The following is a 17,205-nucleotide window of genomic DNA, read 5'->3' on the forward strand; positions in this document are numbered from 1 at the left end:
TGAATGATAAACGTCCGACATTTATTCCGTAACCTTACTACGCCGGAAGGGTTGCAGATTCCTGCATCTGTAACTGTAAGCGGCAGCATCGACGCTGCTGTGCCCGGACGCATTGACGGTACAGTGGAAGGTGATGTTAAAACCACCGGTAAGCTCATCGTTAGTGAAACCGCCCGTATCAAAGGACATGTATTTGCTGCAGAGCTGATATTGAATGGAAAGGTGTATGGCAACGTTTACGTTTCTGACAGGGCGCAGGTTTTAAGCACTGCGCATGTAAAGGGCGACGTTAATGCATTTAGTCTGGAAGTAGAAGTAGGCGCCCATATTGGCGGCGTTACACGCAAAGATAAACTGGCAGTGCAGGAACTGGGGAAACCCGTTCAGGCACTGCTGCCTGATGTTCCGGTGGAACCAAAGCCGGTAGAAAAGGTAGTGGTTCCGGAGGAAGAACAACCGACCTCCTGGTTTTAGTTATCGCTTTCTGAGCGGGTCCAGCAGATACATCAATCCGTTCATTTTGATCACCAGCAAGGTTTCCAGCAGCATGCCCATTTTACCGGGAGGAAACCCTTTGCGTTGAAACCATTCGAGATAGCTGACCGGTAAGTCGCACAGGATGGTATCCTTATACTTACCAAAGGGCATACGCATGGTTACAAGTTGTTGTAATAATTCCGGATTCGGCTGCGCTAATTCCATCTGCTGATTTTTCTGCAAAGAAAGGAAAGTTCAGGCAAAATAATAGCGGCAGACAAAAGCATTGCTTTTTGTCTGCCGCTTATTTTTTAATGCAGGTAATCTTAACGCTGATCTAATAAGCCTGCGTTCTGCATGGCGTCTGTCAACGTTTTGGAAAACGCTTTACCAAATGAAGCAAGGCTGTTTGGATTCACCGTTTCCGATTGTCCGGACCAGATCAGCACTCCATCTTTTGATAAATCGTAGAGGTTAGATTCGAGGAAATAGGTTTTATCTGTTGTATAATACCCCGGGCTGTACAAGGAGCCATACATGTACCCATAATATCCCCAGAAGCTGCCATACCAGCCATACGCCGGGTAAGGAGCATATGGTGTGCCTGGTACATAGCGTGTATCTGATTCTTTGTTAACCAGCGAAGTGGTGAGTACTGCCGTGTATCCGGCAGCGAGAATTTTCTTCGCCATTTCTTCTCTGGATACTTCATTTTTGGGGTCGAAGTTTGGGGGAAACATGTCCAGACTTCTGCCGGCGTCAATGCCTTTTTTCTGCAGCGCTGCTGTTACATCTGTTTCGATGGTTTGTTTGGCGCCAAGGTTGGAAGAAAGGCTGGCCACCAGGATTTTATGATAGCCCTGGTTAGGCGCCTGCTGCGCTTTCCAGGTACCGGTCATATGCACGGTAGTTCCACAACTGCTGGCAAGGATAACAATTGCCAGTGCGATACCGGCTAAAACGCGATGATTACTAAAATACATACCACATGTTTTTATCAATGAATGGTTTCAATTTGCCCGCAATGCCGATGGGCCTTCTAATTGAACAACACGCACTGGATAAAAATGTTTTCTGTCAGTGAGCGCCTGGGCGGCACCGCAGATATATTATGTAAACTTTAATACGAATTAACTCTTGGTACATAATATAGAATTTTGATATTTTTGCAAATAATGTCTTAATTTTAGATAAAATCTAAATCGCCTAGCAAAAATGAGCCACCAGTTAAATATTGACAAATTAGACCTGCAAATCATATCTGAAATGTCCAACGACGCCAGCATTTCCTATGCGGAGTTGGGTAAAAAGCTGTTCGTCTCGGGTGGTACCATTCACGTGCGTATCAAGAAGCTTCATGAGATGGGCGTTATCAAGGGCACGCGGTTGCAGGTTAATTTACGGGCCATCGGCTACGATGTATTGGCATTCATTGGCATCTACCTGGAAAAAAGTTCCATGTATGAAAGTGTTGCCAAGCAGTTACTGAAAGTGCCGCAGATAGTACGACTCAATTACACCACCGGTGCCTATAGCATGTTTGCCGAAATCATTTGTAAAGACAGTGCGGAGCTGCGTAAAATCCTCCAGGATGACCTGCAGCATATCAAGGGAATAGAGCGGACCGAAACCATCATCTCACTGGAAGAAAGCTTCTCCCGCCCTATTAACGTGAGCGCTGCGCTGTAGATTCAGCAGATCATTTCATTCCTTCTTCTGCGCAGGAACCTAACTGGCCTGTACACTAAAGGACGTACCTGTTTGGTCGGAATCTGCTCACCTTTTGCATCGGTAATTACCGGGCGTGTTTCAGGAGCGAAGTCATCTTTAACGATGGCAGATGTGGATTTGTGCTGAAAGAAATTAAATTTGAACATAAAACTGGTTTTGCCCTGCAACCGGCGCTACCAGCGGGGTTGCGGTTACAGGAGGTGAATAAATTGTGTTGCAGGATCTGAGTCCATGGTATTAGTTTTTAATGTGCAGCAAATATAGGGAGATGTAAGTGCGGTGCTGATTAGGCTTGCAGTAGAATTTTATTAGAAAGTTATTAGAAGGATATACCGTTAGGTCATTATGGAAATGACTTAACGGTTTTTTTGTGCCGATGCCTTTGGGATCGGCACGTAGGGCCGCCAGCATGGCGGCTTCTCGCTTATATCCACGCTATCCGGTCTCTGGAAATCAACTGTTCGCCAGGTAGATTTTGGCGGAGCTCTTAGCGAGGAGCCGCCAGCATGGCGGCTCTACGAGTTAATCAATGGAATTGTCCCACACCTTTCGTTCCCCCGCCAACGTTATCCCCACCAAATCAAAATTTTACCCGTTACAGGATTTTTTATGTAATCGGTTGCGTAATACACAAGCCAATATATTTAGATATGTCAAATAGTATTTCTATATTAGAAATGTAATCGGTTACATCGCATTATTACTCGTTTAATTAACCTTAAAAACTACGTTATGAAGAAAACTTTTATCGGTTTTTCTGCTGCCCTCCTATTGCTCTTCAGTTGCTCAAAAGCCGATCAGTCGTCCCTCTCCAACCCCAATCCCGCCAACACTGAAGCGACCGCCGTCATCAACGCCGGTGTAGTCCAACAGTATATCCGCGGGTTTGGTGGTGCCAGTATTCGTGGCTGGATTGCTGATCTTACCGCCGCACAACGCACTACCGCATTCTCTCCCAGCAGTGGCATAGGCCTGAGTGTCTTGCGCGTGAGGGTATCTCCTAACAGTGCCGACTTCGCCGCAGAAAAACCCACCATCGATGCCGCCAAATCCTATGGCGCCAGCGTCATCGCCTCTGCATGGACCGCCCCCGCAGCTATGAAGAACAACAACAGTCTCATTGGCGGACAACTAAACACCTCCTCCTACGCGGCATATGCTGCGCACCTGGCCAACTTCTGCAACACCGTTGGCGGTGTGTCAGCTATCAGCCCTACCAATGAGCCTAACATCGCGGTGACCTATGAGTCTATGGCGCTTTCCGCCAGCCAGGTGGCCGACTTCGTAGCGGCGCAAGGCAGCAACCTCGGCGCACCTGTAATGGCGCCGGAGCCGTTTAATATGAATAAAACATATCTGGACACCTACCTGAGCAACGCCACCGCCAAGTCAAAAACAAGCTATGTATGTGGTCATATTTACGGCGCTGCACCATACGTATACTCCCCGGGTAAAGAAGTATGGATGACAGAGCATTACTACAACACCAATGATGCCAACGGCTGGACAGACGCCCTCGGCGTGGCCAAGGAAATTCACGATTGTATGAACGCCGGCTACAGCATGTATGTTTGGTGGTATATCAGAAGATCTTACGGCCCAATGGACGAAAGCGGCAATATTACCAAGAGAGGTTATGTAATGGCACAATGGGCCAGATACGTGCGTCCGGGATCCAACAAAATTTCCTGTACTGCCAACCCTGCTACCAACATCTACACCACCGCCTATAAAAGCGGATCTAAAATCGTGGTAGTAGCCATTAACCTGAATACGGCAGATACCTATCAGCCGTTTTCCATCAGCGGCGCTACCGTGGCAGGATTCAACCGTTACAGAACTACCAGCGCCACCAACCTGGCGGCCGACAGCTTTGCGATCAGCGGCGGTGCCTTCGGCATCATGCTGCCCGCATCCAGCGTCACTACACTGGTATCTTACTAAAAACAAAAACGACGCCCGTAAGCGTCGTTTTTAGTTTTATTCCGTTACCGCCTGCTGCTTTCTCGGATCACGGGTTCCTGCGTACAGTTCGTATTCCAGTAGTCTGCAGTCCAGCGTACTATTGTAAAATTCAATTCGGCGCTTAGCCTTCAACCCTATCTTCTTTGCCAGATCAAGGTTTCCGGTGAAGATATAACCAAAATATCCACCACATTTCTGCTTCATAAAATCACCAATACGGGCATACGTTTCTTCCAGCGCTGAAATTTCTCCCAGGCGAAGGCCGTATTCCGGATTCATGAATACCACGCCGGTACCAGGTTGTGGCACCGGACTGGCGGCAAAGTCGCATACCTTAAACTCAATCAGGTCATCCACTCCTGCTGCCCTGGCATTTTTGCGGGCATTGGAAACAGCCTGCTCACTGAGGTCGGTCGCTATAATTTTCAATCCCGGCACTGCCATAATCTGTTTCTCCAGCTTACCTCTTTCCTCCTGGTACACGGCATCATTATAACCTGCCAGGTGCATAAATCCGTAGTTGCTACGAAACAGGCCAGGCCTGCTATTAGTGGCAATCAACGCAGCTTCGATCGCTACCGTTCCGGAACCGCACATCGGATTGATGAAAGGTGATTTCCTGTCCCAACGGCTCGCAAGAATAGTACTGGCAGCAAGTGCTTCCAGCATCGGTGCACGACCCGGAATTTTACGGTAACCATGGCGGGCAAGTGACTCGCCGGAGGTATCAACAAAGACTTCTGCCTGCTCATTTTTCCAGAAAAGGTTCACCACGGCGCCACTGAGCTCAGCCCCGGTGGACGGGCGCTTGCCTGTTTTTTCACGCAAACGGTCTACAATCGCATCTTTCACCCGAAGGTTTGCGAACATACTGTTGTTGATCGTTTCATTTAATACGTTACTGGTGATGGAGAAATAACCGTCCGGCTTCAGCAGTGTTTCCCAGGGGTAAGACTTCAGTTCTCTATATATATCATCGGCATCACGTGCCTCAAATTTTTTCAGGCTGTAGAGCACCTGGCTGGCGCAGCGCAGGTTCAGGTTTAACCTGATACAGTCGTTGATGGTTCCGTTCAGGCGTACCCCTGTTACAAAAGTTTCTTCCGGCACAAAGCCCAGCTCCTTCACCTCCTGCTCCAGGAAAGGTGTCAGGCGCTTATTACAGGTTACCGTAATAGCGCCCTTAGTGGTGTATAAAGACATAATGGCCGCAAATTACCAATTAATTCCAGATTTCGTTGGCAGCGGTTAAGATGATAGGTGCACCTTCTGTGATAATGATGGTATGCTCATGTTGTGCCACAAAGCCACCACGGTTGCCTACAAGGGTCCAGCCGTCGGGTTCCTGGTTGGCATAATTGGAGGCAGTTGATATAAATGTTTCGATGGCCACTACCCCAAAGCGCTTGAAGCGCCCGCGGTTTGCCTGGTCATAGCAGTTCAGTATATCGGAAGGCGACTCATGTAACCCCTTACCGATGCCATGGCCCCCCAGGTTGCGGATCACCGTATAACCGTTGCGGCGTGCCTCTGTTTCTATCAGTTTGCCGATATCACAAATTCTTACCCCACCATGAATGGCATGAATAGCCTTATGCAGGATGTTCTTTGAAGTATCCACCAGTGGCTGGTAACCGTGAATATCCTCGCCTACCACAAATGAGCCCCCGTTATCAGACCAGTATCCGTCATATTCTGCAGAAACATCGATATTGATCAGGTCACCTTCCTGGACAATCTTATCCGAAGCAGGTATCCCATGGGCAATTTCATGATTCAGGCTGATGCAGGTGTAGCCGGGGAAGCCGTAGGTCAGCTTCGGCGCCGACCTGGCGCCCTGCTTTTCCAGCAACTTGCCGCCAAACTCATCAATCTGCCTGGTGCTCATGCCAGGCTTAGTATATAAACGCATTTCCTTCAGTGTGGTTGCTACCATTTCACTGATCCGGCGCATTCCTTCTAATTCCTTTTCAGATGTAATTGACATTGTCGTAGTGATTAAAGGTTTCCAATAGCCTCCGCAATCTAACGAAAAATATGCGCTAGTCAATATATTTAGCCGGTACGAATTCGGTTAACCATACCTTGTTTTCAGACAGGTAGAACACCAGTCCATCAGCATGCATCTCCCCGGTACGTACGGTTACTATTACCGGGGCACCATGTCTGCCTCCTACCTGCACAGCGGTATCCTTATGCGTGCTCAGGTGCACGTATTGCCTGGACATGCGTTGAATACCTTCTTTCCGGATGACACCTACCGTATCCGCAGCAGTACCGTGGTACAGTATCTCCGGTGGCACGGATGGCGGTAGTCCCAGGTCGATATTAATACTATGCCCCTGGTTTGCCCGAATCTTTGTTTGATCCTCATTGAGTGCAAATCGTTGCTTATCGCTCGATGCCACAATATCCATTAAATCACCTTTGCTAAACTTCACATCAGCTTTTGCGATCAGGTCATCTATCACGGCCCAGCCGTTAGCATCCAGTTCGAGGCCGATCTCTTCCGGTTTATGCCGGAGTACCAGACTTAAAAACTTGCTGATATGTTTCTTTTGTTTCTCATCCATCTTCTAAATTTTTATAATAATATTCCTGCGGTACATCACTGCCATCGGTATCCAGATAAGGAATACGAGAAACAGTGCTGCCGCCAGTGAGGCGTTGTAAGGTGTGAAAATATTATTCCAGACCTTTTCGTTTAGCCATGCCTGTAAGGATAAATCGCCTACAGGTATCAGGCTCATTAATTTTGGTACAAGCGCCGATAAGATATAGGCGGTGATGGCGTTGCGACCAAAAGCCACCATGGGTGTCAGGTAGCGGGTACGCTGCTGTACATCAATCAGCCAGTAACAGGCCGCCAGACCTACTGTGGCCCATCCGCCGGTATACAATACAAAGGAGCTGGTCCAGAGAGATTTGTTAATCGGGAAAAACAAATCCCATATCAGCGCCAGTACAATTGAAAAGAAGCCATAAACAAACAGCCAGCTCACTTTCACGGCATCCTCCTTGTCCTTCCGGCGCAGCCAGCTGCCCACCAGTATGCCAAAGATGCCGGTGCCTACAGCCGGTATGGTACCCAGTAATCCTTCCGGGTCCCAGGTTTTGCTGGATGCCCAGAGGTGATGGGTGGTAAACACCAGCCTGTCAAGCCACGCCCCCAGGTTGGTTTCCGGTTCCAGGTTAGCAGGGCCCACACCAGGAACAGGTACCGCCGTCATCAACAGGTAATAGCCAATCAGCGCGGCAGCAAACACCCATTTGAGTGTGCGCAAACTACATTTGATATATAACACCGCGATGATGCCAAATACAAGCCCTATCCGCTGCAGTACGCCCGGAAAGCGCAGGTTAGCGAAATCAAATTTGAAAATGAGTCGTAGTGCCAGCCCGATCAGGATCAGGGTGACGGCACGCCGGAGTGCATGTGAAATCAGTGAACGGTGTTGTGCAGGATCTTCTTTTTTTGTACCCATGGCGTATGGTACCGATACGCCAACGATAAACAGAAAGAACGGAAATATCAGGTCTGTTGGAGTGCAACCGTTCCATTTACTGTGCTCCAGCGGTGGATACACATAGGACCAGCTGCCTGGGTTATTTACCATTATCATGGCGGCCACCGTAAGGCCCCGGAAAAAGTCCAGCGACAATAAGCGCGGTTTGGTTGTTGTAGTCATGCGGCTGTTATGATCCGCTCAATTTAAAAAAAATTGAGTGGATTACTATGCCTGCACGGAAGTTTTCCTGAATCGTTTCACCATTACCCATACTACAACACCTGTGATTACAAAAGGCCATATCGTAATGAAGAACAGGACAATATTCCTCAGTATATCCGCGCCCGTATACAGCGCAGTTTTTAACTCGGTGCCAAAACCTGCACGGGTGGCTGCTGTAGGGTCCACTTCTACTAATACATCCGCTCGGCCGGGTTGTACCATTGCTACGGTGATGGTGGCGTTATTGGCTTCATCCAGTATCGCCAGGTTATTGAGCTGACGGCTGATGGTATTATCTTCTTTCGACTGATTGTAATTGGCGGCATCTACAGAAGAGGTATTTCTGTCCGCTGTTGCCGTGTATGTTTTGGCGTTATTGCGCAGAGAATTACTCAGGTAGTCCAGTGTTTTATCCTGATCCTTCAGGGTTCTGTAATCAATATAGGTGGCTTGTTGCGTGAGTACCTGTACCACTGAATCCATGGCAGCTGCGGGCACACGCAGGGTGAGACTGGCTACGGTACTGTACATACGAACATGCATGAGCGAGTCGCCCTTGTATGGCAGGTATTTTTCCTGGGAGATTTCATTTTGCTGTTTGCTCTCCACCACAATACCATCCAGGGATTTGGTCACTCTTTCCAGGGCCTGGCTGGCAGCAAATACATCGGGTACGCGACAGCTGACATCCGCGGTACGTATACGTTTGCGGGAAGCGCTGTTCAGAGAAGCGATATCAGCTGCGAAGGATGTGGAATCAGCAGCGGCAGTAACTGTTTCTGCAGATACAGCTTCGCTGGCAGGGGCGTCTTTTTCATAGCGCTGTGACGAGCAGGCAGCAAGGGTCAGGGCGGGTAAAACCCACAGCGGAAGGGCGTTTCGCATATAGTAGTGATTTTCCTTTTATACTGGAAACGCCGAAGAGGTAACCCGTGGATTTGTTAAAAAAAACAGAAAGTGATTTTTGCCCGCAAAGGGTAATTTTGTGTATGGCGCCTTCGGCGCCTGGGGAGCGATCTTTTTTGCACGCAAAGCAGCAAAGCAGGTAAGTAGCAAAGGCTTGTGTTTTGTTATTGATTTTTTTTTAGATTCCACCTTCGGTGGAATCTAAAAAATTTTGGGAGAGACCAAAGGTCTCTCCCAAATCAAAAAAACTTAAAGAACAAAATTCAGGTCTTAGCTGCTTACCTGCTTATGCTGCTTTGCGAGAGCAAAAAAAGACAAACATTCTAAGTATAGTACACCTCTTTACCAAACGGAGCAAACGTTAACGCCAGCAGTTTAAAATGCTGCCTCGCAAATGGTATTCCGATAATGGTAATTGCCAGCAGCAGGCCAAACACCAAATGCCCCAGCGCCACCCAGATACCACCTGCAAAAATCCAGATGATATTGAAAATAGTGGCGAGGCAACCTGTTGGCGGGTTGGCCTCTCTTACATTTGCGCCAAAAGGCATCAGGGTTAGCAGGCCAATTTTGAAACACTGCAAACCAAAAGGAATACCGATAATAGTAATGCAGAAGCCAACGCCTACTATAAAATACCAGATGGCAGTAAGGAAACCACCAAAGATCAGCCAGATTATATTTCCAATGAGACTCATAATGATTAAAGGTCTTTTAACATCCAGATAGTACAGGCATGATGCCCAGAATTACCCAATGCTGCCGGCAGGTACTTAAACCCGTTTTTCTCATACATCCTTACGGCGCTTTTCATTTCAGGAAATGATTCCAGGTAAAACGATGTATAGCCTGCTTTCCGGGCAGCCTCGCTGGCATTTGCGAGCAATTTAACACCAAGGCCTTTTCCTCTCGCCGCAGGCGACAGAAAAAAACGAACCAGCTCGGCACAGCCTGCAGGCAGTCCATCTGTAGGGTAGAATCCACCGCCCCCCAGTACTACCCCATTTTCCTCCGCTACAAAATAGCCGGAACCGGGTGTTTTAAATAAAGTAAACAAATCATCCGTGGTAGGATCCGTATGGGCAGTGCCTTCCAGCGGCACCCCAAACTCTTCAATGCCTTTACGTATAATGCCCGCCAATGCTGCATTATCGCCAGGCTGTATCGTTCTTATTATCACTTCCATCAGTCAACGGCAATTTTAATCACCACTTTTTTAACGGGTACGGGACCGGCTACACGAAGATTGGGCATATGCAGGTCCGACGGGTAAAATATAGCAAACTGACCTTGTTGCAATACGGTATAGAAGACCGGCTTTTCACCGAAGAGCATGTAGTCTTCTGTGTCGGAGTAAGGCCTGGAAGGATTCTTATCTCCCAAAAAATCATGACCTATTCTTTCCGTACCGGCAGCCAGGTATTGTACATCGATGTACTTACGGTGGGCTTCCATTTGTTCACCTTCTTCCGCGATGGTATCGTATTCATTTACGATGGCGAAGATATTGGTGCCATCAATTTCGTATTTCCCTTTCGCTACGGTGTTAAAGTCGGTCTGGCGCAGGTAATCAAAGGCTTTTACAAACTTTTCGCCAAGGACGTGGTATCGTGTGGCACGATCTAATGTATCAACTATCATAATTCTTAAAAATAGGGAAGAAAGATACATTAGTTTTTGGGGTACGCTCATTTTTTTTTCGATTGTGTTTCTCGCCTTCGGCGAGAAACACAATCGGGGATAAACCCTGGCCCAACGGGCCTGGGTTTATCCCGGTAAAAAATTACGGCTATACGCTGGTCGCCAGCCAATCGCTGGACGTCAGCGGCGGCCTTGCCACGCACATGACTGCCACCGGTTGGTGCCTGTGGTTATACAACAAGCTGGTATTTACTTCCAGCATACGCCTGCTGCCATCCGGCTTTTCGATTATAATTGCCTTACCGGCATAAGGCCGTTGCTGCTGAATTGTACAGGCTACGGGAAATTCTTCGGGTTGTAAAAGCTTGCCGCTGGGAGAAAAGGTTTTCAGGCTCATACACCATTTGTCGGTACCAGTGGCGGGCATACGGCCAAAAAGGTGAATGGCCAGGTGATTGAAGATCCTTACATGACCATCCATATCACAGATGTATGCGGCAGCAGGAAAGGCTTCCAGCATGGTATGACAACCTATTCCATTTTCACTGAGCTCCTGATCGAATAAATTAAACGGCAATGCCGTTACAGGTGTAGTAACAGAATCTTTTTTCATACGTGGGCATTAAAGCTATATTACCGGCTGCTACCGGTATGCTGTGGACAATAACTGCTTTGGTGTTCTTAAAGGTACAGGGAGATGTGAGTGCCCCAAAGCAGATGGCTCTGGGACGATAAGCCGGTAGCGTAAACGATATGCCTGGAGGGGGCTATTTTATAACCTGCACATTGATAGCAATCGGACCTTTAGGACCTTTGCCGAGCTCGAAAGAAACTTTCAGGTTCTCCTTCAGCGGATCTTTCGACTGATTGATGTGCACAAAATAGCTTTCCTGGTTACGGCTGTCTTTAATAAAGCCAAAGCCTTTGGCATCGTTATAAAACGTTACCACGCCAGTACGCACCGGATCTTCCGCCTCTTCCTGCTGACGTGCCACTCCTATCTGTATATCTTCCAGATTGACTTCTTTCTTTTTAGACGGATCCGGAGGCACGGTAGTCAGATTACCATTCTCGTCGAGATAAGCCATCATGTCTTCCAAACTCTTTCCCTTATTACTCTTGGACTGTCGCTCCTCTTTGCGCTCCGCCTTTTCTTGTTTTTTCTGTTGCTTCTTCTTTTGGAATTCTTGTTTGTTAAAGGTTTCCTGTGATCTTGCCATATACAAAATCCCTAATTTTCAATTATGGGTTGATACGAAGATAAGAAAATAAATGCCATTGACCATCCATTTCCCACCGCCGGGATAATTTCTAATCCGCCTATTGATATTTAGCCGATATTAGATTCAAAATTCTTTTAGTATGAAATTCTTCCGCCGCCGGAATGAAAATACTGGCAAAAAGAAATCCATGCTCAGGGAATGGCTCAATGCCGGCATATTCGCCATCGTGGCCGCTACCCTGATCCGGATGTTCATTTTTGAAGCCTATTGTATCCCCTCCGGATCCATGGAGCGCACCCTGCTGGTAAATGACTACCTGTTCGTGAGCAAGATAAGCTACGGCCCCCGCCTGCCTGTTACTCCATTGTCATTGCCCCTGGTACATAATAAAATGCCTTTTACCAGTTACAGCCCCTCTTATAGCACGCTTGTAAGATGGCCATACAAGCGCCTTCCGGGCTTTTCTTCCATCGAAAGAAACGATATTGTAGTGTTTAATCTCCCTGCCGGAGATACCGTTGCGCTCGAAGTGGAGGAGAATGTGAATTACTATGAACTGGTACGACAGCTCGGCCGCCAGGAGGTTTGGAACAGCTACCACATTATTCCGCGCCCGCTGGATAAAAGAGAAAACATCATTAAAAGATGCGTAGGCGTCCCCGGAGATACGCTGCAGATCCGCAACGGACAACTATTCGTCAACACAAAGCCAGCCTTTGTAGCACCCGGCAGTGAAACCCAATACCTGGTACAAACCAACGGGGAAGCCCTTAATCCGGCACGACTCAAAGAAATGGGTATTATCGACGAGCCTACTGCTACCGGCCAGCCTGGACTGTACCTTTGCAACTTTAACCAGTCCGACCTGGCCACCATCAAAACATGGTCGTCCGTTACGTCCATAACACCGTTCATCAACGATGAGCAGTCGGACCCTGGAGTATTTCCATTCGACACCGCCCATTTCCACTGGAACCAGGACAATTTCGGACCAGTGGTGGTACCTTCCAAAGGCACTACCGTACAGCTCACCGCAGCAAACTTACCGCTGTACCAGCGCATCATCCAGATATATGAGGGTAATGATTTTACAGTGAAAAATGGTAGCTTTATACTCAACGGCCAACCCGTCACCAGTTATACCTTCAAAATGAACTACTACTGGGTAATGGGCGACAACCGCCATAACTCTATCGACTCCCGTTACTGGGGGTTCCTGCCGGAAGATCATGTGGTGGGTAAAGCCTGGATCACCTGGATGAGTTATGACAGTGATGGCATCCGCTGGAGCCGACTCATGAAAGCAATCAGATAACGTGCATGATACTACGGAACATGCTATATTATTCAAACCGGGCCATTTCTGTACAGTAGAAATGGCCTATTTTTTTGCCGGAACATTTATGGAAACACCTTCTAACCGCGATTTCAACTCCATCAGCCCCTCCGCAAAAGGGCTGCTATATCTGAAAGGACATACCACCCTGCCTTATGCCAGGGAGGCAGTGGCACTGCTAGCGGAACCTGAACCATTCCCGGCGGATCCCGAAAAGGTGGCCCGCTACTGGGCCCGGATTGTGCACTTTGAACAACGCTACCGCAGTATAGACCAGCTTTTACAGCCAATAGCCATTAAAAATATTATAGAGATATCAGCCGGCTTTTCATTCCGGGGCCTTACCATGGCAGCCGATCCCTCGGTATATTACATCGATACGGACCTGACGGAGATCATTGCCACCAAAAAGGCATTCATTGCACAATTGCATCCTGATCCGCTTGCCGGACACCTGGACATCGAAGCGTTAAACGCCCTCGACGAAGCTGCATTCCGCAGCCTAACCGCCAGATTTCCCCCAGGCCCGGTGGCAATTGTAAATGAGGGTTTGCTCATGTACCTTGACACAGCAGAAAAACAACAACTCTGCGGGATCATCAGGCGTATACTGCAACAAAGCGGCGGCTACTGGATCACGGCTGACATCTACATCCGCGAGGACCCTGAAGTGGCCGGCAAAATGTACCGCAACGATGCACTGATGCAATTCCTGGAAGCACATCGCATTGAAGAGAAAAAGTTCAGCTCCTTTGAAGCCGCTGAATCCTTTTTTGAAGACATGGGATTCGTAATTGATGAGGTGGCACAGCCCAACCACTCACTCATCAGCAGCCTGCCTAAGTTTATGGAAACACTTACCGCTGCTCAAAAGGAGAAAATGAAGCAGGTACGGCGCACCCGCGCTACATGGCGACTGCGACTGGCCGATTAAAGCCTGCCTATCCCCTTCCTGATAATGGTGACCGCCTGCCCCAGCTCCCGCTGGTTGAGTGCGGCGAAGCCAAAGCGGATCGCATTGCCCGGCTTGGTGCCGTAGTAGTATTGGTAAGAATAGTTCAGTGTTAGTCCCATCCCAGCCACCTCCTCTACCAGTCGCTGAATTTTCAGTTTCGGGTCCACCTGTAGCCAGATGGCCATGCCGCCCTGCGGCAGTTGGAAACTAACGTAGTCACCCAGCTGCTTTTGCAGTAAATCTCCCGCTATATCCCTTCTCTCCCGGTATACTTTATTCGCCTTTTTCAGGTGGCGACCAATAGTCCCGTCTTTCAGCATATTAGCCAATGCCTCCTCCACCAGGTTATCGCCGCCGAGGTCCATCAATCGCCGCAAAGCAGCGGCCTGCTGCATAAACTTTTCAGGCGCAATCATGAAGCCTATCCGCAGGGAAAGTCCGAGCGACTTTGTAAACGAACCCACGTAAATTACGTTACCGCCATGGTCCGCGCTGGCCAGCGGCACAATGGGTGCGGCGCTGTAATAGAAATCATAGTCGTAGTCGTCCTCGATGACTGCTAGGTTGTATTTGCGAATGATCTCCAGCAGCTTCATTCTTCGCTCGGCACTGAGTGTGACGGTAGTGGGATGATGATGATGACTGATCACATACAGCAGTTTGATTTTTTTCTTTTTGCAAAGTTGTTCTACTGCGTCCACATCGATACCATCCTTGTCTACCGGCACCCGCAGCAGGTTTGCGCCCAGTTGCTCGAAGGTAAGGTCCGCAAAGTAGTAATTGGGGCTGCCTACAATTACGTGGTCACCTTTGCTGATCAGCAGTGCCGCAGCCAGGTAAATGCTCATCTGGGCGCCGCGGGTGATCATGGTATTTTCGGGTATAATGTTAAGGCCTCTGGTAGCGGAGAGATGCCTGACCAGTTGCGCACGCAAATGATCGTTACCACTGGGCGTAGTTGTAGTGAGATAGCGGTGGTAAGAAGGTTGCTGGATTAGTGAACGGCACTCCCTGATCCACTCGTCCAGCGGCGCCAGGCGCACATCTGGGAATCCATCATTGACTACCAGCTTTTGGCGTTTGCCCGCAGTCCGGGGATGCGGCAGTTCGGGAACAGGATTCAGTGTAAACGGAGGGTCCTGACCATAGGCGTGCTGCGCCCCGGCAAAGGTCCTGGGCTTTATTTGCGGCAGGTTGGTCGCTACCATCATACCCTTGCGTGGTACCGGCACTACCCAATCCTGACTGGCCAGTTCATCATAGGCCGCTACCACTGTTTTACGATGCAGCACTAACATCTCCGCTAAAATCCTGCTCCCCGGCAAATAAGCACCAGGGCGGATCAGGCCATCGCGGATGAGCGAAATAAACCGGTTTGCCACTTGCAGGTAAATCGGCTGGCGACCTTTACGGTCAATTTTTATCAATGATTTGTATGGCAGCATCTGGACTACTTGCTTTTTGAAATGTGGACTACTTTGATAGTCCAGATCAAATATACATTTGTAGCAGTTAATATCTCCCTAAATAAAAAAGATGAGCAACAGATTCAGTTTACACGAGCAGTTTCCGGAGGCCGTGAAAGCTATACGGGCATTGGATGTATTTGGCGCCGACTCCAAACTTACCATCATTCAGCAAGAACTGATCAAGATCAGGGCGTCACAAATCAACCAGTGTGCTTTTTGTATTGACATGCATACCCGTGATGCCCGAAAATATGGCGAAACAGAGCAGCGGATTTACCTGCTCAACGCCTGGAAAGAAACCAAACTCTACACACCCGCAGAACGCGCATTGCTGGCTATGACGGAGGAGGTGACACAGATAGGCCACCATGGCTTATCCGATACCACTTACGCTGAAGTAGTCCAACACTTTGGCGTGGATGGTGCCGCCAACATCCTCATGGCCATTGTACAAATCAACAGCTGGAACAGAATTGCTATTTCATTAAATTATCAATTTGACAAATAATGCAGGTACACTATGCAAATGAGGATGAGCAGATAAACGCCTGTATAGATGCTATCCTGGCGCTTCGCCCCCAGTTGAAACGCGAAGAAGTGCTGCCGCAGGTAAAAGAAATGCAGGAAACTGACGGTTATATGCTGGTGTATATAATGGATGAATCAGATTCTTCCCGTGCAGCTGCTATCGCAGGTTTCAGGCGACTTAACAAACTACTTGGCGGGCCGCATTTCTATATTGATGATTTGTCGACCCTGCCGGAATTCCAGGGCAAAGGCTACGCCCGAAAGTTACTGGATCATATACGGGAGCTGGCTGTAAAACAGGGAATGCAGAGCGTGCGCCTTTCATCCGGGCATGGAAATAAAACTGCCCATCGTTTGTACCTGAACTATGGTTTCTACATCAGTGCGCACAATTTCATGCTGCCACTACAGTAAGGGTCGCAATTGACCCCTAAATTGACGTTTTTGCCCATCATTTGTTGTTGCAGGTAAGTGGATATTTGTAGTCGAAAATCCATTTGTTATGCAAACGAAAAATAAAGTAGTATCAGCAGCTGAATGGGACCTTGCCCGCAAAGCCTTGCTGGTGAAAGAAAAAGAGCTGACCCGCCTGCGCGATCAGATCGCCCGTGAAAGACAAGCCCTGCCCTGGGAAGCCGTAACCAAAACGTACTCCTTTGATGGCCCGGAAGGTAAAGAAACCCTGTCCGACCTCTTTGACGGCCGCAGTCAGCTGCTGGTAGTACATTTCATGCTGGGACCAGGCTGGAAACAAGGCTGCACCGGTTGCTCCTTTAATGCCGACAGTATTGACGGCGTGCTGCCACACCTTTACAATCACGATGTAAACCTGGTAGTGGTGTCCCGTGCACCGCTGGAAGAAATTGAAAAATTCAAGAAGCGCATGGGCTGGCAGTTCAAATGGGTATCTTCTAACGGCAATGATTTCAACTACGACTACAAAGTATCGTTTAAACCGGAAGAGCTGAACAATGGCGGGGTGTATTATAACTACAGACTGGAAAAGAATGCCGGAGAAGAACAACCTGGTGTTAGTGCTTTTTATAAAGATGAAGAAGGGGCGATTTTCCATACCTACTCTACTTATGCGAGGGGAATGGAAACGCTTACCAATACCTTCAATTACCTGGATATTGCTCCTAAAGGACGGAATGAGGGGGATCACCCGATGGGCTGGGTGAAACTCCACGACATGTATGCAGAACAGCCTGCCGTTACGGGCAATGGCAATTGCTGTCACTAA

General features: G+C 48.5%; 22 protein-coding genes. 8 read left to right on the top strand and 14 right to left on the bottom strand.

Features of this window, described 5'->3' with window-relative positions:
- Window positions 1–3: 3 nt before the first annotated feature.
- On the top strand, window positions 4–474 hold the full coding sequence (locus BUB18_RS09195; protein ID WP_073080098.1) for a bactofilin family protein: 471 nt from the start codon (window positions 4–6) through the stop codon (window positions 472–474).
- Here the strand turns inward: BUB18_RS09195 and BUB18_RS09200 are convergent, their stop codons facing one another.
- Complete coding sequence (locus tag BUB18_RS09200) at window positions 475–702, bottom strand: DUF3820 family protein (RefSeq protein WP_073080099.1); 228 nt, start codon at window positions 700–702, stop codon at window positions 475–477.
- Window positions 703–803: 101 nt separating this feature from the next.
- Window positions 804–1,460 carry a hypothetical protein gene (locus BUB18_RS09205; RefSeq protein ID WP_073080101.1) on the bottom strand — a complete coding sequence of 219 codons (657 nt, stop codon included), beginning with the start codon at window positions 1,458–1,460 and terminating at the stop codon, window positions 804–806.
- 232 nt (window positions 1,461–1,692) lie between these two features.
- Here BUB18_RS09205 and BUB18_RS09210 point away from each other — a divergent pair, with 232 nt between their 5' ends.
- A complete protein-coding gene (locus BUB18_RS09210; protein WP_073080102.1) occupies window positions 1,693–2,166 on the top strand; it encodes an Lrp/AsnC ligand binding domain-containing protein in 474 nt (157 codons plus the stop codon).
- Between the two features lie 2 nt (window positions 2,167–2,168).
- Here BUB18_RS09210 and BUB18_RS09215 read toward each other — a convergent pair whose 3' ends face one another.
- A complete protein-coding gene (locus BUB18_RS09215) occupies window positions 2,169–2,354 on the bottom strand; it encodes a hypothetical protein (protein ID WP_073080104.1) in 186 nt (61 codons plus the stop codon).
- A 586-nt stretch (window positions 2,355–2,940) separates the two neighbouring features.
- Between BUB18_RS09215 and BUB18_RS09220 the strand changes: the two genes are divergently transcribed.
- Window positions 2,941–4,152: a glycoside hydrolase gene (locus tag BUB18_RS09220; RefSeq protein ID WP_083549649.1), complete on the top strand. Its 1,212-nt coding sequence runs from the start codon at window positions 2,941–2,943 to the stop codon at window positions 4,150–4,152.
- A 36-nt stretch (window positions 4,153–4,188) separates the two neighbouring features.
- On the opposite strand, the gene BUB18_RS09225 is transcribed toward BUB18_RS09220, so the two are convergent.
- The 10 genes from BUB18_RS09225 to BUB18_RS09270 all read right to left on the bottom strand — a co-directional run bounded on the left by BUB18_RS09225 (window position 4,189) and on the right by BUB18_RS09270 (window position 11,671).
- A complete protein-coding gene (locus tag BUB18_RS09225; RefSeq protein WP_073080106.1) occupies window positions 4,189–5,376 on the bottom strand; it encodes a THUMP domain-containing class I SAM-dependent RNA methyltransferase in 1,188 nt (395 codons plus the stop codon).
- A gap of 19 nt (window positions 5,377–5,395) precedes the next feature.
- Window positions 5,396–6,160, bottom strand: coding sequence for a type I methionyl aminopeptidase (gene map / locus BUB18_RS09230; RefSeq protein ID WP_073080107.1), 765 nt, complete (start codon window positions 6,158–6,160; stop codon window positions 5,396–5,398).
- A gap of 55 nt (window positions 6,161–6,215) precedes the next feature.
- Window positions 6,216–6,746, bottom strand: a complete 531-nt coding sequence (locus BUB18_RS09235; protein WP_073080109.1) for an RNA 2'-phosphotransferase — start codon at window positions 6,744–6,746, stop codon at window positions 6,216–6,218.
- 3 nt (window positions 6,747–6,749) lie between these two features.
- Entirely contained in the window at window positions 6,750–7,862 is a 1,113-nt protein-coding gene (locus BUB18_RS09240; RefSeq protein ID WP_073080111.1) for an acyltransferase family protein, read from the bottom strand.
- 45 nt (window positions 7,863–7,907) lie between these two features.
- Complete coding sequence (locus BUB18_RS09245; RefSeq protein WP_073080113.1) at window positions 7,908–8,789, bottom strand: DUF4349 domain-containing protein; 882 nt, start codon at window positions 8,787–8,789, stop codon at window positions 7,908–7,910.
- A 344-nt stretch (window positions 8,790–9,133) separates the two neighbouring features.
- Entirely contained in the window at window positions 9,134–9,508 is a 375-nt protein-coding gene (locus tag BUB18_RS09250; RefSeq protein WP_073080115.1) for a YccF domain-containing protein, read from the bottom strand.
- A gap of 5 nt (window positions 9,509–9,513) precedes the next feature.
- Window positions 9,514–9,996: a GNAT family N-acetyltransferase gene (locus BUB18_RS09255; protein WP_073080117.1), complete on the bottom strand. Its 483-nt coding sequence runs from the start codon at window positions 9,994–9,996 to the stop codon at window positions 9,514–9,516.
- Window positions 9,996–10,451 (bottom strand): NanQ anomerase/TabA/YiaL family protein, encoded by a 456-nt coding sequence (locus tag BUB18_RS09260; RefSeq protein WP_073080119.1) that lies wholly within the window; start codon window positions 10,449–10,451, stop codon window positions 9,996–9,998. The genes BUB18_RS09255 and BUB18_RS09260 overlap by 1 nt, the downstream gene beginning before the upstream one ends.
- Before the next feature lie 148 nt (window positions 10,452–10,599).
- Window positions 10,600–11,064, bottom strand: coding sequence for a hypothetical protein (locus BUB18_RS09265; protein WP_073080120.1), 465 nt, complete (start codon window positions 11,062–11,064; stop codon window positions 10,600–10,602).
- A gap of 154 nt (window positions 11,065–11,218) precedes the next feature.
- A complete protein-coding gene (locus tag BUB18_RS09270) occupies window positions 11,219–11,671 on the bottom strand; it encodes a cold-shock protein (RefSeq protein WP_073080122.1) in 453 nt (150 codons plus the stop codon).
- Between the two features lie 142 nt (window positions 11,672–11,813).
- Here BUB18_RS09270 and lepB point away from each other — a divergent pair, with 142 nt between their 5' ends.
- Together lepB and BUB18_RS09280 are read left to right on the top strand one after the other, a co-directional pair.
- The gene (lepB, locus tag BUB18_RS09275) at window positions 11,814–12,989 is read left to right on the top strand and encodes a signal peptidase I (protein WP_073080124.1); all 1,176 of its coding nucleotides are present in this window, start codon (window positions 11,814–11,816) and stop codon (window positions 12,987–12,989) included.
- 88 nt (window positions 12,990–13,077) lie between these two features.
- On the top strand, window positions 13,078–13,944 hold the full coding sequence (locus tag BUB18_RS09280) for a hypothetical protein (RefSeq protein ID WP_143159883.1): 867 nt from the start codon (window positions 13,078–13,080) through the stop codon (window positions 13,942–13,944).
- On the opposite strand, the gene BUB18_RS09285 is transcribed toward BUB18_RS09280, so the two are convergent.
- Window positions 13,941–15,410 (bottom strand): aminotransferase-like domain-containing protein, encoded by a 1,470-nt coding sequence (locus BUB18_RS09285; protein ID WP_073080127.1) that lies wholly within the window; start codon window positions 15,408–15,410, stop codon window positions 13,941–13,943. The genes BUB18_RS09280 and BUB18_RS09285 overlap by 4 nt on opposite strands.
- Before the next feature lie 91 nt (window positions 15,411–15,501).
- Here BUB18_RS09285 and BUB18_RS09290 point away from each other — a divergent pair, with 91 nt between their 5' ends.
- The 3 genes from BUB18_RS09290 to BUB18_RS09300 all read left to right on the top strand — a co-directional run bounded on the left by BUB18_RS09290 (window position 15,502) and on the right by BUB18_RS09300 (window position 17,205).
- A complete protein-coding gene (locus BUB18_RS09290) occupies window positions 15,502–15,942 on the top strand; it encodes a carboxymuconolactone decarboxylase family protein (protein WP_073080129.1) in 441 nt (146 codons plus the stop codon).
- Window positions 15,942–16,376 carry a GNAT family N-acetyltransferase gene (locus tag BUB18_RS09295; protein ID WP_073080130.1) on the top strand — a complete coding sequence of 145 codons (435 nt, stop codon included), beginning with the start codon at window positions 15,942–15,944 and terminating at the stop codon, window positions 16,374–16,376. The genes BUB18_RS09290 and BUB18_RS09295 overlap by 1 nt, the downstream gene beginning before the upstream one ends.
- 88 nt (window positions 16,377–16,464) lie before the next feature.
- Window positions 16,465–17,205 (top strand): DUF899 domain-containing protein, encoded by a 741-nt coding sequence (locus BUB18_RS09300; RefSeq protein WP_073080131.1) that lies wholly within the window; start codon window positions 16,465–16,467, stop codon window positions 17,203–17,205.

This window comes from Chitinophaga jiangningensis, assembly GCF_900142605.1.
GTDB lineage: Bacteria > Bacteroidota > Bacteroidia > Chitinophagales > Chitinophagaceae > Chitinophaga > Chitinophaga jiangningensis.

What these genes read in the sequence shown, in the direction of transcription:
- BUB18_RS09285 (WP_073080127.1), bottom strand. Translation starts at nt 15,410, where the DNA reads ATGCTGCCATACAAATCATTGATAAAAATTGACCGTAAAGGTCGCCAG.
- BUB18_RS09300 (WP_073080131.1), top strand. Translation starts at nt 16,465, where the DNA reads ATGCAAACGAAAAATAAAGTAGTATCAGCAGCTGAATGGGACCTTGCC.
- BUB18_RS09280 (WP_143159883.1), top strand. Translation starts at nt 13,078, where the DNA reads ATGGAAACACCTTCTAACCGCGATTTCAACTCCATCAGCCCCTCCGCA.
- BUB18_RS09225 (WP_073080106.1), bottom strand. Translation starts at nt 5,376, where the DNA reads ATGTCTTTATACACCACTAAGGGCGCTATTACGGTAACCTGTAATAAG.
- map (WP_073080107.1), bottom strand. Translation starts at nt 6,160, where the DNA reads ATGTCAATTACATCTGAAAAGGAATTAGAAGGAATGCGCCGGATCAGT.
- BUB18_RS09215 (WP_073080104.1), bottom strand. Translation starts at nt 2,354, where the DNA reads ATGTTCAAATTTAATTTCTTTCAGCACAAATCCACATCTGCCATCGTT.
- BUB18_RS09240 (WP_073080111.1), bottom strand. Translation starts at nt 7,862, where the DNA reads ATGACTACAACAACCAAACCGCGCTTATTGTCGCTGGACTTTTTCCGG.
- BUB18_RS09250 (WP_073080115.1), bottom strand. Translation starts at nt 9,508, where the DNA reads ATGAGTCTCATTGGAAATATAATCTGGCTGATCTTTGGTGGTTTCCTT.
- lepB (WP_073080124.1), top strand. Translation starts at nt 11,814, where the DNA reads ATGAAATTCTTCCGCCGCCGGAATGAAAATACTGGCAAAAAGAAATCC.
- BUB18_RS09220 (WP_083549649.1), top strand. Translation starts at nt 2,941, where the DNA reads ATGAAGAAAACTTTTATCGGTTTTTCTGCTGCCCTCCTATTGCTCTTC.
- BUB18_RS09255 (WP_073080117.1), bottom strand. Translation starts at nt 9,996, where the DNA reads ATGGAAGTGATAATAAGAACGATACAGCCTGGCGATAATGCAGCATTG.
- BUB18_RS09205 (WP_073080101.1), bottom strand. Translation starts at nt 1,460, where the DNA reads ATGTATTTTAGTAATCATCGCGTTTTAGCCGGTATCGCACTGGCAATT.
- BUB18_RS09290 (WP_073080129.1), top strand. Translation starts at nt 15,502, where the DNA reads ATGAGCAACAGATTCAGTTTACACGAGCAGTTTCCGGAGGCCGTGAAA.
- BUB18_RS09295 (WP_073080130.1), top strand. Translation starts at nt 15,942, where the DNA reads ATGCAGGTACACTATGCAAATGAGGATGAGCAGATAAACGCCTGTATA.
- BUB18_RS09235 (WP_073080109.1), bottom strand. Translation starts at nt 6,746, where the DNA reads ATGGATGAGAAACAAAAGAAACATATCAGCAAGTTTTTAAGTCTGGTA.
- BUB18_RS09210 (WP_073080102.1), top strand. Translation starts at nt 1,693, where the DNA reads ATGAGCCACCAGTTAAATATTGACAAATTAGACCTGCAAATCATATCT.
- BUB18_RS09200 (WP_073080099.1), bottom strand. Translation starts at nt 702, where the DNA reads ATGGAATTAGCGCAGCCGAATCCGGAATTATTACAACAACTTGTAACC.
- BUB18_RS09245 (WP_073080113.1), bottom strand. Translation starts at nt 8,789, where the DNA reads ATGCGAAACGCCCTTCCGCTGTGGGTTTTACCCGCCCTGACCCTTGCT.
- BUB18_RS09270 (WP_073080122.1), bottom strand. Translation starts at nt 11,671, where the DNA reads ATGGCAAGATCACAGGAAACCTTTAACAAACAAGAATTCCAAAAGAAG.
- BUB18_RS09260 (WP_073080119.1), bottom strand. Translation starts at nt 10,451, where the DNA reads ATGATAGTTGATACATTAGATCGTGCCACACGATACCACGTCCTTGGC.
- BUB18_RS09265 (WP_073080120.1), bottom strand. Translation starts at nt 11,064, where the DNA reads ATGAAAAAAGATTCTGTTACTACACCTGTAACGGCATTGCCGTTTAAT.
- BUB18_RS09195 (WP_073080098.1), top strand. Translation starts at nt 4, where the DNA reads ATGATAAACGTCCGACATTTATTCCGTAACCTTACTACGCCGGAAGGG.